Genomic DNA, 14,209 nt, shown 5'->3' on the forward strand with positions numbered 1-14,209 from the left:
TTCTTTCTTCTCAACACCTTGCAGCGCCCCACCAGACCATCTTCTCTCCAGCGGGAGGCGCATTCTACAGCGTTACAAACCGCTGTCAACCACCTCTTCAACCGCTTTCGATCCAACCTGATCGAACCACCAACAGAACCACTCAAACCACCCTGTCGATGCCGGCGCATTCTACTCGAATTCGCCGTCCGCGCAACCTTTATTTTCATCTAACTCCTTGTTTAAAAAGAAGTTTTCAGATCAGGCAGCGCCGGAAGTGGTGCGCATTATAGGCCCCCTCGCTTTCTGGTCAAGGGGTTATTTCAGGTTTCGTAGAACTTTCTGCTCTCCTCCTCGTCGGGCGCGGAATTCGCCGCATGACCGGTGGGATCCGCAGCATCAGCAGCAGCCCGCCGATGACGGCATAAACCGCCCACTCCTCGAGATCGGCCCGTACGATCCACAGCATGTGCAGCAACCCAAGTGGCAGGATCAGATAGATAAGACGGTGCAACTTCTTCCAGGATTTACCCAGACGCCGCTGGCTGTAGCGATTGGAGGTAACGACCAATAGCAACAGACCGAACAGGGCGATGGCGCCAACGATGATGTAGGGCCGCTTGCGCAACTCGACGGCCAGTTGCGACCAGTCCAGGCCGAGGATGAAGACCGCGTACGCAATCAGATGCAGCACGCCATAGGCGAAGCACCAGAGACCGAGCTGACGACGCACGGCCATCCACCCGGACCATCCGCTGAGTTTCTGCAGCGGCGTCATGCTCAATGTAATGAGCAACAGGATCAGCGTTCCCAACCCCAAGCGCTCGACCAGCACCTTGCCAGGATCCGGTCCCAGGGCGAAGAGCCAGGCCTGGTACAACCAATAGAGCGGCCAGACCGCAACCAGCAGGAACACGCAAAGCCGCCATACCGAATGCCGCATCAATAATTCTTCCGCAGATCGAGGTTGCTATAAAGGCTGGCGACTTCATCCGAGTAACCGTTGAACATCTGGGTCTCGCGGACATTGGGGCTGAACAGCCCACTGGGCAACCGCCGTTCACGGGCCTGGGTCCAGCGAGGATGATCGACGGTCGGGTTGACGTTGGCGTAGAAGCCGTACTCCTGTGCGGCAATACTTTGCCAGGTGGTCTGCGGCTGCTCGCTGACCAGACTGATACGCACAATGGACTTGATGCTCTTGAAGCCATACTTCCATGGCACCACCAAGCGCAGCGGAGCACCGTTCTGGTTGGGCAGCTCACGGCCGTACATACCCACGGCGAGAATGGCCAGCGGATGCATCGCTTCATCAAGACGCAGCCCCTCCACGTAGGGCCAGTCGATCAGGCCGAAACGCGAGCGCTGCCCCGGCATGCTCTCGGGGTCATTGAGGGTTTCGAAGCGAATGAATTTCGCAGCGGAGGTAGGCTCCACCTTGTCGAGCAACGCGGAAATGGGGAAACCGATCCAGGGAATCACCATCGACCAGGCCTCCACACAGCGCAGACGATAGATGCGCTCCTCCAGCCGATAGGGTTTGATGAAGTCTTCCAGCGCATAGCGACCTGGCTTACCGACTTCACCATCAATCACCACGGACCAGGGTTCGGTTTTCAGGCTGCCGGCGTTCGCGGCGGGGTCCGACTTGTCGGGGCCGAACTCATAGAAGTTGTTGTAATGGGTGGCATCCCGAAAGGGTGTCACCGCTTCGTCCTTGACGGTCACCGCCTCCCATTTGCTGGCAGCGATACGCTCGCTCAGCCAGGCCGGCGCCTGCCCGGCCTCGACATCCGCGTAGCGCTCGGCAACCGATGACTGCGCCCACGCAGGCACGCTGCCCAGCGCCACACCGGCGGCGGCAGCGGACATGAAGGTACGACGGGAGAGGTAGATGGACTCGGGCGTGACATCCGACTCTTTGCATTCGGATGACGGGAGCAGCTTGATCAGCATGGTGACTCCGCAGTATCGGGACAGGCTTGCCCAATAGACTACGGAGTCCTGTGGAAATTACATCACTCGTTGGTCTGGCGACGACGCAGACGCAGCAGGTACTGGATCGGACCGGAAGCCGCGTAGGCAAGGAAGATCAGCAGAAGGATGCGCGGTGGATCGCTGAACACCACGGCGAATACCAGTACAACGGCAAGAATCGCCACGAACGGCACGCGGCCTTTCAGGTCGAGGTTCTTGAAGCTGTTGTACTTGATATTGCTGACCATCAGCATGCCGGCCGCGGCAACGAGAATTGCCACCACGAAGGACATGTTGGATCCCTTGATGCCGAAGTCGCTGAATGCCCACACCGTACCGGCGACCACACCGGCAGCTGCCGGGCTGGCGAGACCGATGAAGTAGCGTTTGTCGACGCTGCCTATCTGGGTATTGAAGCGCGCCAGACGCAACGCAGCGCCGGCCACATAGATGAATGCGACCATCCAGCCGACCTTGCCCATGCTGCCGAGTGCCCACTCGAAAGCCAGCAGAGCCGGCGCCACGCCGAAGGCGACCATGTCCGACAACGAATCGTATTCCGCACCAAAGGCGCTCTGGGTATTGGTCAGGCGCGCGACGCGACCGTCCAGGCCGTCGAGCACCATCGCCACGAATACCGCTGCGGCAGCCACGTAGAAATTGCCGTTCATCGCGTTGATGATGGCGTAAAAGCCAGCGAACAGGTTCGCGGTCGTGAACAGATTGGGCAACAGGTAGATACCGCGGTGGCGAACCTGCCGCCCCTCGTCGTCGTGCCCTTCCTCAATATGTTCGTCGATGGGCAGTAAGCTTTCATCGTCTTTGGACGACTTTGGCTCTTGCGGACGCTCGCTCATGAACAACACCTTGCTACGGATTTGAATTTTCGACCGAGTCGCCGGGCAAGCGTTCGCCCTGACGTCGGCATTGGCATCCCGGCTTTATACCAGAAGCCCGCTTCAGAACGAAAAAACGCGGCCGAAGCCGCGTTTTTTATCGATCGGATTCGACTTAGTTCTTGGACTTGTCGACGATCTTGTTAGCCGAAATCCACGGCATCATCGAGCGCAGTTGCTCGCCGATGATTTCGATACCGTGAGCAGCGTTGTTGCGACGCTTGGCGGTCATCGACGGGTAGTTGGTAGCGCCTTCGCTGATGAACATCTTCGCGTACTCGCCGTCCTGGATGCGCTTGAGGGCATTGCGCATGGCCTGACGGGATTCGGCGTTGATCACTTCCGGGCCGGTCACGTACTCACCGTACTCGGCATTGTTGGAGATCGAGTAGTTCATGTTGGCGATGCCGCCTTCGTACATGAGGTCAACGATCAGCTTCAGTTCGTGCAGGCACTCAAAGTAGGCCATCTCCGGCGCGTAGCCAGCTTCCACCAGGGTTTCGAAACCAGCCTTGACCAGCTCGACGGTACCGCCGCAGAGAACGGCCTGCTCGCCGAACAGGTCGGTTTCGGTCTCGTCCTTGAAGGTGGTTTCGATGATGCCGGTACGGCCACCACCAACGCCCGACGCGTAGGACAGTGCGACGTTCTTGGCATTACCGGAAGCATCCTGGTAAACCGCGATCAGGTCAGGAATGCCACCACCTTTGACGAACTCGGTACGAACGGTATGGCCCGGGGCTTTCGGCGCGATCATGATCACGTCGAGATCAGCGCGCGGCACGACCTGGTTGTAGTGGATCGCGAAGCCATGGGAGAACGCCAGGGTCGCACCCTGCTTGATGTTCGGCTCGATCTCGTTCTTGTACAGCTGGCCCTGGAATTCGTCAGGCGTCAGGATCATCACCAGGTCGGCAGCCGCGACAGCGCTGGCCACGTCGGTGACTTTCAGGCCATGGGCTTCGGCCTTGGCGACAGTGGCCGAGCCTTTGCGCAGACCGATGGTAACGTCCGCACCGGAGTCTTTCAGGTTGCAGGCCTGGGCATGGCCCTGGGAGCCGTAACCGATGATGGCGACTTTCTTGCCCTGGATGATGGAAAGGTCGCAATCTTTGTCGTAATAAACTTTCATGTTCTTGGCTCTTTTGAATCGAAAGGGATGGGGTGCAGGCACCGCGACAGGAGCACCTTAAGTGATCCGCCCCATTGCGTAAAATGATATATTTGCAACACAACATGCCGATATATGAAACGTCAATGGATAGCCACGCGCTGAAGCTGTTTCTTTCCCTGGCAGACAACCTGCACTTCGGCAAAACCAGCCGCGAGCAGCACGTCAGCCCCTCCGCGCTCAGCCGCAGCATCAAGCAACTCGAGGAGGAACTCGGCGCCCCCCTGTTCGTACGCGACAATCGCTCGGTCCGACTGACCCGCGAGGGGCAGCAGTTCCGCGAGTACGCCAGCGATGTGATGAACGGCTGGCAGGCCATTCGCCAGACATTCAAGCAGGACCAACTGGTCCTGCATGGGGAGCTGTCCCTGTATTGCTCGGTGACGGCGAGCTACAGTTTTCTCTATGACATCCTGAGCAGCTTCCGACAGGCCTACCCGCGCATCGAAATGAAGCTGCACACCGGCGATCCGGCAAGGGCGGTCGAGCGTGTGCAACTGGGGCTGGAGGATCTCGCCATCGGCGCCCTCCCCGACAACTTGCCGGCTGGCATCGTCTTTCAGTCGATTACCCGCTCGGAGTTGCGCTTCATCGGTCCGCAGTCCCCTCAACTGTTGAGCGAAGAACAACTGAAACGACCCGGTGCGCAAAGCTGGCAGGACGTGCCGATGATTCTCTCCGAAGAAGGCCTGGCGCGAACCCGTACCGACCGATGGCTGAAGAGTCACAACATCAAGCCGCGGATCTATGCCCAGGTGAGCGGCAACGAAGCCATCGTCAGCATGGTGAGCCTGGGCTTCGGGATCGGCGTGGTGCCGCAGATCGTACTGGACAACAGCCCGCTGGCCGCACGCATCCGCATCTACGACATCCAGCCACCGCTGACCGCCTACGACATCGGCCTGTTCGCACTGGAAAAGCGCCTAAAGGACCCACTGATCGCAGCCTTCTGGAACCGCCAACAGTGAATTCCAGGCAAAAAAAACCCCGCACCGGGCGGGGCTTCTTCAACGCTGCGATCAGATACTCAGTACCTTGTCGCCGCGAGCGATACCGGTGACGCCGCTGCGTACGGTTTCCAGAATCAGCGCGGTGCCGATGGCCTGGATGAAGCTGTCCAGCTTGTCGCTGGTACCAGCCAGCTGGATGGTATAGACGCTCGGCGTCACATCGACGATCTGCCCGCGGAAGATGTCAGTGGTGCGCTTGACCTCGGCACGCTGGGCGCCAGTGGCCTTGACTTTGACCAGCATCAGTTCGCGCTCGATGTGAGCGTTTTCCGACAGGTCCACCAGCTTGACCACTTCGATCAGCTTATTGAGGTTCTTGGTGATCTGTTCGATCACGTCATCATGGCCAATGGTGGTCAACGTCAGGCGCGACAGGGTCGGGTCTTCGGTCGGTGCCACGGTCAGGCTTTCGATGTTGTAGTTGCGTTGGGAGAACAGGCCGACCACACGCGACAGGGCTCCCGGTTCGTTTTCCAGCAGCAGGGAAATGATATGACGCATGTCAGGTACGCTCCGTCTTGCTCAGCCACATGTCGCGCATCGCCCCACCCCGAATCTGCATCGGGTAGACGTGCTCGCTGGTATCCACGGCGATGTCGAGGAACACCAGGCGGTCCTTCATCGCGAAAGCCTCTTCCATCTTCGGCTTGAGGTCTTTCAGGTTCGTGATGCGGATGCCCACGTGCCCGTAGGACTCGGCCAGTTTGACGAAGTCAGGCAGCGATTCCATGTAGGAGTGCGAGTAACGGCTGCTGTACTGCATGTCCTGCCACTGGCGAACCATGCCCAGCGCACCATTGTTGAGGTTGACGATCTTCACCGGCAGGTCGTACTGCAGGCAGGTCGACAGCTCCTGGATGTTCATCTGGATGCTGCCCTCACCGGTGACGCAGGCCACGTCGCTGTCCGGGAAGTTCAGCTTGACGCCCATGGCCGCCGGGAAACCGAAGCCCATGGTGCCCAGGCCACCGGAGTTGATCCAACGGTTCGGCTTGTTGAAGCGGTAGTACTGAGCCGCGAACATCTGGTGCTGGCCGACATCGGAGCTGATGAATGCATCGCCACGGGTGACCTCGCACAGGGTCTCGATCACGGTCTGCGGCTTGATGATGCTGCCGTCCCCCTCGTTATAAGGGAACAGGCGACCACCACCACGCCATTCTTCGATCTGCTTCCACCAGGTGGCCTGCGAATCCTTGTCCGGTCGCTGGTCGATCTCCTTGAGCGTGGCGACCATTTCGCTCAGCACGCTGTCGACCGGGCCGACGATGGGGATATCGGCCTTGACCGTCTTGGAGATCGACGCCGGGTCGATGTCGATATGGATGATCTTCGCATTCGGGCAGAACTTGGCTGCGGTTTCACCGTTGATGACCCGGTCATCGAAACGTGCGCCGACCGCCAGAATGACGTCGGCGTGGTGCATGGCCAGGTTGGCGGTGTAGCTGCCATGCATGCCCAGCATGCCGACGAACTGGCGGTCATCGCCCGGGTAGGCGCCAAGGCCCATCAGGGTATTGGTGACCGGCACGTTCAGCGCGCGGGCCAGTTCGGTCAGGTGGGCCGAGGCGCCACCGAGAATCACCCCGCCGCCGGAATAGATGATCGGACGCTTGGCCGCGATGAGCATTTCCGCCGCTTTGCGGATCTGCCCCGAATGACCACGAACCGCCGGGCTGTAGGAACGCAGCTTGACCTTCTTCGGGTAGCTGTATTCGAACTTCTGGGTCGGATCGCCCATGTCCTTGGGAATGTCCACGACCACCGGGCCCGGGCGACCGGACTCGGCGAGGTAGAACGCTTTCTTGATCACCTCGGGAATTTCCGACGGGTGCTTGATGATAAAGCTGTGTTTCACGATGGGCCGCGAGATGCCGACCATGTCGACTTCCTGGAAGGCGTCGGTGCCTACCACGGTGCTGGCCACCTGGCCGGAGAGGATCACCATGGGGATCGAATCCATATAGGCGGTGGCGATACCGGTAACGGCATTGGTCGCGCCAGGGCCGGAAGTCACCAGCACGACGCCGGCCTTGCCGGTGGCGCGCGCATAACCGTCTGCCATATGGGTCGCGGCCTGCTCGTGGCGAACCAGAATGTGGGTCACTTCCGGCTCTTTGAACAGGGCATCGTAGATGTGCAGAAGGGCACCACCCGGGTACCCGTAGATATACTTAACGCCTTCGTCACGCAACGAGCGGACGACCATTTCAGCGCCGGATAAAAGCTCCACGTTGTTCACCTCTAGAACGCCAGAAAACCGCCCTTTTGCAGGTGCGGCCCAAGTAGGTTTACTGTCAGCAGAGCATGAGCGACTGTGGTCGCCGACTACGTCAGCTACAACTGAGCAAGTATTGGGACAATCCCTGATGTGTTGCGGGACTTTCCCACCCAGCGCGAGGTAACGCGTTGCGGGTGTAACGAAGGGTCGGCGCGGGTAGCGCCTCATGTCTACTGAGCTGAGGCCAGCTTGCGGCTGGCCCCACTGCAGCTAGCAGTCGATTGTTGTTATTCGCAGACGGCAAGTCAAGCGATGCGTGATGGAATATGCGATTCGCCGGGCCACTCAGCACGAGCGCCGGGCAGCGAGTACCGGGAATGGCGAAAACCCACGCCAATGTGAAACAGTGCAGCATGGACAGGAAGCCGATTTGGTTATAGTAACTGGCAGGTACTGCGTACTCGTGATTGCGCGAATCGCAAACCACCCTATCCCGTGTCGGCTCCGCAGAGTTCGGCAACGGCACTCAAAAGGAACTTCCATGCGTCGCATGATCGTCACCACCAGCCTGGCCCTCGCCCTGGGCACCACCGCCATGGCCGGCCAGGTATACAAGTGGGTCGACGCCCAGGGCGTCACTCATTTCAGCGAACAACCGCCCCAGGGCCAGCAAGCGACCATCGTCAACAAAGCCGCTCCACCGCCGCCGTCCACAGACACGAAGCCGGCTCCCACCTTTCAGGACATCGCCGATCCTGAACAGGCGGCCGCCGACGCCAAGGTCAAGAAAGAAGTGGCCGAACAGCAAGTGCAACTGCGCCAATACTGCGAGACCCAGCGCAACAACCTCGCCCAACTGGAGAACAACCCGCGGGTGCGTGTCGAAGAAGCAGGTGGGGAAATGCGCCGTCTTGGCGAGGATGAGCGTCAGCAGCGCATTGCCGACAGCAAGAAGGCGATCGCCGAGAACTGCAACTAACGAGAAAAGCTGCGGGCTTCAGCGCGCAGCGATCAGCCGGTCAAAGTCGCCCAGTGCCTGGAGCAGTTCGGCCGCCGCACGGTTGCTCGCACCATAGACATGCTCGGCCATGGGCAGGATGCCGGATACGGCAGGCAGATCGGCACCGGCCTCGATGATGGCCTTCATGCGGGGCAGGAAGATCCATTGCAGCCACTGAGCGAAGTCCAGCGTGTCTACGCAGAATGGCTGCTCACTGGCCAGCGCCTCCTCGCTGGGAGGCACCGCATCCCACCAACCCTGCACTCGCAATGCGCGCTCGACCAGCAGCAACTGGTCGGCGATCTGGATTATCGACGCCGCTGTCACAGATTGACTCGGGCACGCTCACGAGCCTGAGCGGCACCTGCTGCGTCACCCTGCTTTTCACGGGATTTGGCGATCAGTTCCCAGAGACTGGCCTGCAGGGCCGGACGGCCGCTGGCATAGCTCAACCCGCGACGGGCGAACTGCTCGGCCTGGGCAGCATCGCCCTGGGCCAGACGAACTTCCGCCAGACGATAGAGAACCTGTGGTTCACGCGGGGCGATGCGCTGTGCGCGCTCCAGACTGGACGCTGCGCCGTTGAGGTCACCCCCGGTCTGCTGCTGCTGCGCACTGGTGAGCAGCGCCAGAACCGGGCCATCCAGTTGTTCGTCGGCAGCCAGGCCGCCGCCGCTGGCCTTGGGCACGCCACTGGGTACCGAAGCCTGCTGGGACGGTGATTGCGGCGTGCTGCCATAGTTTGGCGACCCCAGGGGTTCGCTGCTCAGCGGCGGTTCGTCGAAGGTCAGGCCAGCGCCGTTGGCAGGGGCTCCCGCCGGCGCCGAGTAGGTGTCGATGGGCGCGGACGGGTTACCGCCGCCCGGCACCATCACCACCACGCCGGCATCATCCGACGAAGGCTGAGCCTGCTGCTGAGTCGGCGCAGGCGCATTGTTGTAACCATTGCCCGGTCGATCTTCCTGCTCATAAGCAGAGGAACCGGAGTCCACGACCGGAATGGAACCACGCGGCACGCTGGCACAGCCTCCCAGCACCACCGAGGCAGTCAAAACGGGAATCAACCACTTACTCACGTCAAACCTCTCTTATTCCAACCAGCCTTTCACCCAGTCCATTACCGAGTCGACGGGTGCCTGAATACCACAACCTGGCCCGGGAGTCGGCTCGCTGCCGCGAATATACGGCATCTGCACGGCACCCGGACAATTCTGCGCCGAACCCTGCCCGGTCGCCGCATCCACCCACGCCTGCACCACGTTGTCCGGCATGGGCATGTCCAGTGGCAGAGGATCGGCCCGACGCATGAAGCCGGTCCACGCCTGCAGCGCACCGGTTGCACCGGTGAACGGCGTTGGGCCGTTGTCGTCACGGCCCATCCACACCACGGCCAGCAGATCCTGGCTGAAACCGGCGAACCAGCTGTCCCGCGAATCGTTACTGGTACCGGTCTTGCCCGCCAGCGTCAGCGACCCTGGCAGTTGGCTGTATACCGACCGGCCAGTGCCTTCACGCATGGTGCGCTGCATGGCGTTTTGCAGCAGGTAGATCGAACCTGCGTCGAAACGTTGCTGGATCTGGTACGGGTAGCGCTTGAGCGGCTCGCCTTCGGCGGTCAACACGCTGCGGATACCGCGCAACGGCGTATTGAAGCCACCGCTGGCCAGCGTCTGATACATGCCCGTCACTTCCATCGGGGTGAGTGCGCCAGCCCCAAGCAACATCGACGGATAGGCCGGCCACTGACGCGATACGCCCAGGCGCTCGAGGGTTTTGAGCACGTTCGGCACACCCAGTTCCAAGCCTAATTTGGCGGTGGACAGGTTGTAGGAGTTGGCCAGCCCCTGATACAGATAAATGCTGCCGTGGGCCTTGCGATCGTAGTTCTGCGGTTTCCATACCTGACCATCCTGGCCCTTCACCGAGAACGGCTCGTCCAGCACACGACTGGTCAGGGTGTACTGGCTCGGGCGCTCGAGGGCGGTCAGGTAAATCGCCGGTTTGATCAGCGAGCCGATAGGCCGCACGGCATCCAGTGCACGGTTGAAGCCGGCGAAGCGTGGCTGACGGCTGCCGATCAGTGCCTGGATTTCTCCCGTCTCCGGGTTGGTGACCACCATGCCCGCCTCGACCTGATCGGCACCCTTGCGGCCGGCCTGGCGCTTGAAGGTCTCGGCCAGGGCTTCCTCGGCCTTGAGCTGCAGGATCGGGTCGAAACTGGTGAAGATCCGCAGCCCTTCTTCGGTCAGATCCTCGTCACGATAATCCTCGCGCAACTGGCGCTTGACCAGGTCGAGAAAGGCCGGGAACGAGCCGTTGGCCATGCTGCCACGCTGGGTGATGCCTAGCGGCCGCTCCTTGGCCGCGGCGGCCTCTTCCGGCGAGACCACGCCCTGCTCGGCCAGCAGGTCGAGGATCAGGTTGCGACGAGCCAGCGCCCGCTCTGGGTTGCGGCGCGGATTGTAGTAGGTCGGCCCTTTGACCATGCCCACCAACAGCGCTACCTGGTCGAGCTTGAGCTCGGACAGTGGCTGGCTGAAGAAATACTGACTGGCCAAGCCGAAGCCGTGCACGGCCCGCTGGCCATCCTGGCCGAGGAACACCTCGTTGAGGTACGCCTCGAGAATCTCGCGCTTGTCGTAATGCAGCTCCAGCAACACCGCCATCATCGCTTCGGTGATCTTGCGGGTCAGGCTGCGCTCGTTGGTCAGGTAGAAGTTCTTGACCAACTGCTGGGTCAGCGTACTGCCGCCCTGGCGCAGTTGCCCTGCCGTAGCGTTCACCCATACCGCACGGGCGATGGACTTAGGCGATACCCCGTGATGATTGAAAAACTCGCGATCCTCGACCGCCACCAAGGTTTCCACCAGGTAGGCGGGCACCTGATCGAGCTTGATCAGCACACGGTCCTCCTGATGCGCCGGGTACAGACCGCCGATCAGCATTGGCTCCAGGCGCGCCACGGCCAGGTCCTTGCCGTCGGCCTGGGTCAGCGACGCGACGTAATCACCCGAGAAGCGCACATTGACCTGCTGCGCCTGCTCCACGCTTTCGTAGAACTGGAAGCCCCGCGAATGCAGGGAGATATTGTTGCCGGACACCGCCACGGCACCGGGACCGTTCGCCGTGCTTTCACGGCGATAGCCGAGGGCGTCCATTTCCTTGAGCAGGTCGTCCTTGGTCAGCTTCTGGCCGACGAACAGCTCGAGCGGCCGAGCGTAGACCTTGGCCGGTACGGTCCAGCGCTTGCCGGAGAATTTCTCCTGGACAATGGCATCGAGGTAAACCGCGAAACCGGCGAACAGCACCAAGCCGACCAGGCCGAGCTTTACAGCCCAGCCCAGCAACGGGCGCATGCCACGGGGGCGGCGTTTGGAACGGGAGCGGGAAGATCGGGTACGAGTCATGGCGCGGCATTATACGCACTTTGCGACACGCCGGCAGACGCCGGCGAAGAGCTGCTAAGGTTTCGTTACGGCCCTGCGCGGCAAGCTGAAACGGCAATGGACCCTGATGATTGCACCCGTGCGGTGAGGGTTCATAATGCGTCCCTGCCATCTTTTCCCTCCAAGCCAAGGATCACCCGTGAGCCAAGCCCTGATTACCGCCTTGCAGAACCCGGCCCTTTATCCGCATCCGGTGGACGGTTTCAGTGTCATCGAGACCCATATCTCCTGGGTCGTGCTGACCGGCCCCTATGCCTACAAGATCAAGAAACCGGTGGACTTCGGTTTCCTCGATTTCACGTCCCTGGAGTCGCGCCGGCACTTTTGCCAGGAAGAGCTGCGCCTCAATCAGCGCCTGACCCAGGATTTGTATCTGGAAGTGCTGCCGATCTGCGGCAGCGTCGAGGCTCCGCGACTAAACGGCGAAGGCTCTGCCATCGAATACGCGCTGAAGATGCGCCAGTTTCCTCAGGAACAACTGTTGGCACAGGTGCAGGCCCGAGGCGAGCTGAACGAGGCGCATATCGACGCCCTGGCCAGGCAGATTGCCGATTTCCACCTGGAAACCCCCAGGGTCGCGGCCGATCACGCACTGTGCAACGCCACGGCCATCGTCGCCCCCCTGCGACAGAACTTCGAGCAGATCCGCCCGATGCTCAGCGACAAGACCGACCTGCAGCAACTGGACGCCCTGGAGGCCTGGGCAGAAACCAGCCTCGAACGACTCTGGCCGGACCTGCAGGCCAGGGCCCGCGACGGGTTCATTCGCGAATGCCACGGTGATATCCACCTCGGCAATGCGACCCTGCTGGATGGCCAGGCCACTCTGTTCGATTGCATCGAGTTCAACGAACCCTTCCGCCTCACCGATATCGCCCTGGATACCGCCTTCCTGGTCATGGACCTGGAAGATCGGGGCCTCAAGTGCCTGGCGCGGCGCTTGCTCAACAACTGGCTGGAATATACCGGTGACTATGGCTCGCTCAAGCTGTTCAACCTCTACAAGGCTCACCGGGCACTGGTCCGCGCCAAGGTGGCGTTGTTCCGACTCGGCCAGGAGCAGGATGCCGTGCAACGAGCGGTGATCCTGCGCCAGTACCGCGGTTACGCCAGCCTGGCAGAAAGCTACAGCGCCATCCCGGCCCGCTTCCTGGCCATCACCCGCGGCGTTTCCGCGGTGGGCAAGAGCCAGGTGGCGCTGCGCCTGGTCGAGGCACTCGGGGCGATACGCATCCGCTCGGACGTCGAGCGCAAGCGCTTGCTGGGCGAGCAACAAGCCCACGAAGACAGCCAATTGAATAGCGGCATTTACAGTGAGGATGCCAGCAAGGCGGTCTACGAGCACCTCAATCGGCTTGCCGACCTGGCGCTGCACGCCGGTTACCCGGTGGTTCTCGATGCCACCTTCCTGAAACGTCCGCAGCGCCAGGCGGCTCAACTCATCGCCGAGAAAACCGGGGTGCCGTTTCTGATAGTCGACTGCCAGGCCCCCGACTCGGTGATCAGCAGCTGGCTGCAGCAGCGCCAGCAACAGGGAAATGATCCTTCCGACGCCACGCTGCAGGTGATCGAAGCGCAACGCGCCAGGCAGGATGATATCGATGAACACGAACGGGCCCATTACAAGCGCGTGGACACCCACGAGAGTGCCAGCATCCACGACCTGGTCGGCGCCATCCGCCAGCGTTTCCCAAACCTGTAAACCCGCCAGGCAGCGCCGGGAAGCCGCTCTATACTGGCAGTGAGCCCCTCCCGGATCACTGCCATCATGAGTCAACCACGCCAACTGGACACGCCGCTCTACCGCCTGCTGCACAACGATGATGTCGCGGCTTTCAACGCACAGCGTCCCCACGACGCGGACATCGACCTGAGCAGCGGCGACTTCCGCGGCCTCGACCTGCGTACCCTGGACGCCGACGGCATCGACTTCCGCAATGCTTACTTCCGCGGCGCCGACCTGCGTGGCGTGGACTTTCGCAGCGCGCAACTCGAGGGCGCCAGCCTCGCACACGCACAGATATCCGGCGCCTACTTCCCGGCCGAGCTGAGCGCCGACGAAATCCTCATGTCGATGAATTTCGGCACGCGCCTGCGCTATCGCACCCATCCCAACCACCGGTAGGGTACCTCCAACCATCAATGGAGCGGCCGGGCATTCACCTGCAAGATGATCGCGAGAAGGAGAGCCCATGAACGACGAATTGCAGCGCCTCAAGAACCTGGGCAAGACCTCGTCGCAGTGGCTTCATGCCGTCGGCATCCACACGGTCACGGATCTGCGCCGCCACGGCGCGGTCGGTGCTTACCGAGCGGTTCGGGCACGCGGATTCAGGGCCTCCAAGGTTCTGCTCTATGCTATCGAAGGCGCACTGCTGGATATTCACTGGAGCGAGTTGCCGGCGCTTCGCAAGGAGAGCCTCAACGTGCAACTGGAAGAAGCGGCGAATGACGACCGGATCCAGCCCTCAACGCATTCGCGATGAGCGACCGCCGGGCAAGCCCGCCG

14 protein-coding genes and 1 pseudogene are annotated in these 14,209 nt (G+C 61.3%); 6 read left to right on the forward strand and 9 right to left on the reverse strand.

Going from position 1 to position 14,209, the window contains the following annotated elements; all coding sequences use genetic code 11:
* Positions 1-213: pseudogene (locus BLR94_RS27715) on the forward strand (hypothetical protein); the annotation flags it as partial.
* A 76-nt stretch (positions 214-289) separates the two neighbouring features.
* Here the strand turns inward: BLR94_RS27715 and msrQ are convergent.
* The 4 genes from msrQ to ilvC form a co-directional block, all read right to left on the reverse strand.
* Positions 290-922 carry a protein-methionine-sulfoxide reductase heme-binding subunit MsrQ gene (gene msrQ, locus BLR94_RS23630; protein WP_084308502.1) on the reverse strand — a complete coding sequence of 211 codons (633 nt, stop codon included), beginning with the start codon at positions 920-922 and terminating at the stop codon, positions 290-292.
* Positions 922-1,935 carry a protein-methionine-sulfoxide reductase catalytic subunit MsrP gene (gene msrP / locus BLR94_RS23635; RefSeq protein ID WP_084308501.1) on the reverse strand — a complete coding sequence of 338 codons (1,014 nt, stop codon included), beginning with the start codon at positions 1,933-1,935 and terminating at the stop codon, positions 922-924. Before msrP ends, msrQ begins: the two co-directional genes overlap by 1 nt.
* Before the next feature lie 62 nt (positions 1,936-1,997).
* Positions 1,998-2,813 carry a CDP-diacylglycerol--serine O-phosphatidyltransferase gene (gene pssA / locus BLR94_RS23640; RefSeq protein ID WP_084308500.1) on the reverse strand — a complete coding sequence of 272 codons (816 nt, stop codon included), beginning with the start codon at positions 2,811-2,813 and terminating at the stop codon, positions 1,998-2,000.
* Between the two features lie 154 nt (positions 2,814-2,967).
* Positions 2,968-3,984, reverse strand: a complete 1,017-nt coding sequence (gene ilvC, locus BLR94_RS23645) for a ketol-acid reductoisomerase (protein WP_084308499.1) — start codon at positions 3,982-3,984, stop codon at positions 2,968-2,970.
* 125 nt (positions 3,985-4,109) lie between these two features.
* Between ilvC and ilvY the strand changes: the two genes are divergently transcribed.
* Positions 4,110-4,991, forward strand: coding sequence for an HTH-type transcriptional activator IlvY (gene ilvY, locus BLR94_RS23650; protein WP_084308498.1), 882 nt, complete (start codon positions 4,110-4,112; stop codon positions 4,989-4,991).
* A gap of 51 nt (positions 4,992-5,042) precedes the next feature.
* Here ilvY and ilvN read toward each other — a convergent pair whose 3' ends face one another.
* Both ilvN and BLR94_RS23660 read right to left on the reverse strand, forming a co-directional pair.
* Positions 5,043-5,534: an acetolactate synthase small subunit gene (gene ilvN, locus BLR94_RS23655; protein ID WP_042553031.1), complete on the reverse strand. Its 492-nt coding sequence runs from the start codon at positions 5,532-5,534 to the stop codon at positions 5,043-5,045.
* Between the two features lies 1 nt (position 5,535).
* Entirely contained in the window at positions 5,536-7,266 is a 1,731-nt protein-coding gene (locus tag BLR94_RS23660) for an acetolactate synthase 3 large subunit (protein ID WP_084308505.1), read from the reverse strand.
* 529 nt (positions 7,267-7,795) lie between these two features.
* On the opposite strand from BLR94_RS23660, the gene BLR94_RS23665 reads away from it, so the two are divergent.
* Positions 7,796-8,233 carry a DUF4124 domain-containing protein gene (locus tag BLR94_RS23665; protein WP_084308497.1) on the forward strand — a complete coding sequence of 146 codons (438 nt, stop codon included), beginning with the start codon at positions 7,796-7,798 and terminating at the stop codon, positions 8,231-8,233.
* Between the two features lie 18 nt (positions 8,234-8,251).
* Here BLR94_RS23665 and BLR94_RS23670 read toward each other — a convergent pair whose 3' ends face one another.
* Genes BLR94_RS23670 through mrcB form a run of 3 tightly spaced genes read right to left on the reverse strand, consistent with a single transcriptional unit; the run spans position 8,252 to position 11,661 of the window.
* Positions 8,252-8,581: a YqcC family protein gene (locus BLR94_RS23670; RefSeq protein WP_084308496.1), complete on the reverse strand. Its 330-nt coding sequence runs from the start codon at positions 8,579-8,581 to the stop codon at positions 8,252-8,254.
* Positions 8,578-9,330, reverse strand: a complete 753-nt coding sequence (locus tag BLR94_RS23675) for a tetratricopeptide repeat protein (protein WP_084308495.1) — start codon at positions 9,328-9,330, stop codon at positions 8,578-8,580. The genes BLR94_RS23670 and BLR94_RS23675 overlap by 4 nt, the downstream gene beginning before the upstream one ends.
* Positions 9,331-9,342: 12 nt before the next feature.
* Positions 9,343-11,661, reverse strand: coding sequence for a penicillin-binding protein 1B (gene mrcB, locus BLR94_RS23680; protein WP_139207498.1), 2,319 nt, complete (start codon positions 11,659-11,661; stop codon positions 9,343-9,345).
* Positions 11,662-11,839: 178 nt separating this feature from the next.
* Here mrcB and BLR94_RS23685 point away from each other — a divergent pair, with 178 nt between their 5' ends.
* The 3 genes from BLR94_RS23685 to BLR94_RS23695 all read left to right on the forward strand — a co-directional run bounded on the left by BLR94_RS23685 (position 11,840) and on the right by BLR94_RS23695 (position 14,186).
* A complete protein-coding gene (locus tag BLR94_RS23685; protein WP_084308493.1) occupies positions 11,840-13,402 on the forward strand; it encodes a bifunctional aminoglycoside phosphotransferase/ATP-binding protein in 1,563 nt (520 codons plus the stop codon).
* Between the two features lie 66 nt (positions 13,403-13,468).
* Positions 13,469-13,825: a pentapeptide repeat-containing protein gene (locus BLR94_RS23690; protein WP_084308492.1), complete on the forward strand. Its 357-nt coding sequence runs from the start codon at positions 13,469-13,471 to the stop codon at positions 13,823-13,825.
* A gap of 67 nt (positions 13,826-13,892) precedes the next feature.
* Positions 13,893-14,186, forward strand: a complete 294-nt coding sequence (locus BLR94_RS23695) for a TfoX/Sxy family protein (RefSeq protein ID WP_084308491.1) — start codon at positions 13,893-13,895, stop codon at positions 14,184-14,186.
* Positions 14,187-14,209: the final 23 nt, after the last annotated feature.

It is taken from the genome of Phytopseudomonas flavescens (assembly GCF_900100535.1).
GTDB lineage: Bacteria > Pseudomonadota > Gammaproteobacteria > Pseudomonadales > Pseudomonadaceae > Aquipseudomonas > Aquipseudomonas flavescens.

Excerpts from the sequence above, each read along its gene's own strand:
- pssA (WP_084308500.1), bottom strand. The coding sequence starts at position 2,813 with ATGAGCGAGCGTCCGCAAGAGCCAAAGTCGTCCAAAGACGATGAAAGC.
- BLR94_RS23690 (WP_084308492.1), top strand. The coding sequence starts at position 13,469 with ATGAGTCAACCACGCCAACTGGACACGCCGCTCTACCGCCTGCTGCAC.
- msrQ (WP_084308502.1), bottom strand. The coding sequence starts at position 922 with ATGCGGCATTCGGTATGGCGGCTTTGCGTGTTCCTGCTGGTTGCGGTC.
- BLR94_RS23695 (WP_084308491.1), top strand. The coding sequence starts at position 13,893 with ATGAACGACGAATTGCAGCGCCTCAAGAACCTGGGCAAGACCTCGTCG.
- ilvY (WP_084308498.1), top strand. The coding sequence starts at position 4,110 with ATGGATAGCCACGCGCTGAAGCTGTTTCTTTCCCTGGCAGACAACCTG.
- ilvC (WP_084308499.1), bottom strand. The coding sequence starts at position 3,984 with ATGAAAGTTTATTACGACAAAGATTGCGACCTTTCCATCATCCAGGGC.
- ilvN (WP_042553031.1), bottom strand. The coding sequence starts at position 5,534 with ATGCGTCATATCATTTCCCTGCTGCTGGAAAACGAACCGGGAGCCCTG.
- msrP (WP_084308501.1), bottom strand. The coding sequence starts at position 1,935 with ATGCTGATCAAGCTGCTCCCGTCATCCGAATGCAAAGAGTCGGATGTC.
- mrcB (WP_139207498.1), bottom strand. The coding sequence starts at position 11,661 with ATGACTCGTACCCGATCTTCCCGCTCCCGTTCCAAACGCCGCCCCCGT.
- BLR94_RS23665 (WP_084308497.1), top strand. The coding sequence starts at position 7,796 with ATGCGTCGCATGATCGTCACCACCAGCCTGGCCCTCGCCCTGGGCACC.